The 1479-nt window shown below is 75.3% G+C and carries 1 pseudogene; it reads left to right on the top strand.

Annotation, left to right across the window (positions count from 1 at the left end):
• Positions 1-1014: 1014 nt before the first annotated feature.
• Positions 1015-1479: pseudogene (locus IR158_RS00660) on the top strand (hypothetical protein); the annotation flags it as partial.

The following is a 1479-nucleotide window of genomic DNA, read 5'->3' as shown; positions in this document are numbered from 1 at the left end:
ATGGTACTGCACCCGCCAGGGTGTGGGAGAGTAGGACGCCGCCGGACAATCATTCGCGAAAGGCCCACCCCTCACGGGGTGGGCCTTTCGTCGTCTTCAGGCCCGTTGATGCTGCGCGGGTCGCGCGAGCAGTACGCGTGCGAGGACCATGACGTGGCCAGCTCGCCGCCGAGCGCGACGAGGCCCGTCGGTGGTGCAACGAGTGGTCGAGACGGTGGGACCATGGTGGGTAGACGATCGATCGAGGAGTACAGATGAACAGCGACGCGCCCACGGGCTCGGGTGACCAGGACCGACCGCGCAGGAGCGGCAACCCCCGCGAGGGTGGGGGCAACTTCCGTGGGCGGGATGCCGGCGCCAGGAAGCCGTATGCCAGCGGTTCCGGTGGGGGCGCGCGCGGTGGTGCCCATGGCGGGCCCCGCGGTGCAGGTGCCGGCACTGGCCGGGCGGGCGGTGGCGACACGCCCCGCGGAGGCTTCGCGTCGGGTCGCGGTGGCGGCTCGCAGCGCGACGACCGCGGTGCGCGCTCGTACGGGTCGCAGGGTCGTGACGGCGCGCCCGCACGACGTGGTGGGCCCGAGGGCCCTCGCGCGGGCGGGTTTCGGCCCGCGAGCGGCGGGGCAGGTGGCGTGAGGGGGCCCCGCCCGGACCGGGCCCCGGGCGGGTGGTCGGGCGAGCGCCGTGATCCGCGCGGCGGTGCCGGTGAGCGTCGGTACGACGACGCCCCCCGCGGCGCGTCCCGCCCCGGAGCGGCACGCGGTCCGATGCGCGGCTCCGCCGGGTACGGGACGGCGTCCAACCGCGGCGCGAGCGGCGAGCGCCGCGACTGGGCTCCCGACCGGCGTGACGGTGGCGGAGCATCCGCCTCGCGGACCGACGGCGGACGTGGCGCGCGACCGTCGGGCAGCTGGTCCGGTGGCGCACGCCCGTCGACGGGTGGCACAGGCCGTCCGCCGGCAGGCCGGTTCTCGGCTGGCGCATCGGGCCGTGACGGTGGGGATCGCCCTTTCCAGGGTGGAGACCGTCCCTTCCGTGATGGTGGGCGTCCTGCCGCAGGTGGGCGTCCTGCCGGTGGTGGGCGTTCGTTCGGCGAGGGCGGTCGTCCTGCCGGTGGTGGGTCGTCGTACCGTGACGGTGGCCGACCCGCGGGTGGGCCGGTGCGCTCCTTCGGTGGCGGCGGCCGTCCCGCGAGCGGCGGGGGCTCCTACGGCGACCGTGGCCGCCCTGCTGGCGGTGGTGGCTCGTACCGTGATGGTGGTCGTCCTGCTGGTGGTGGGTCGTCGTACCGCGACGGTGGCCGTCCTGCGGCCGGCGCGCGTTCGTTCGGTGATGGTGGTCGTCCTGCTGGTGGTGGGTCGTCGTACCGCGACGGTGGTCGTCCTGCTGGTGGTGGGTCGTCGTACCGCGACGGTGGTCGTCCTGCCGGTGGTGGGTCGTCGTACCGCGACGGTGGTCGTCCTGCCGGTGGTGGGTCGTCGT

Source organism: Cellulomonas sp. (genome assembly GCF_015234515.1).
Lineage (GTDB): Bacteria > Actinomycetota > Actinomycetes > Actinomycetales > Cellulomonadaceae > Cellulomonas.
This window is presented reverse-complemented; position numbering and strand designations above follow the sequence as displayed.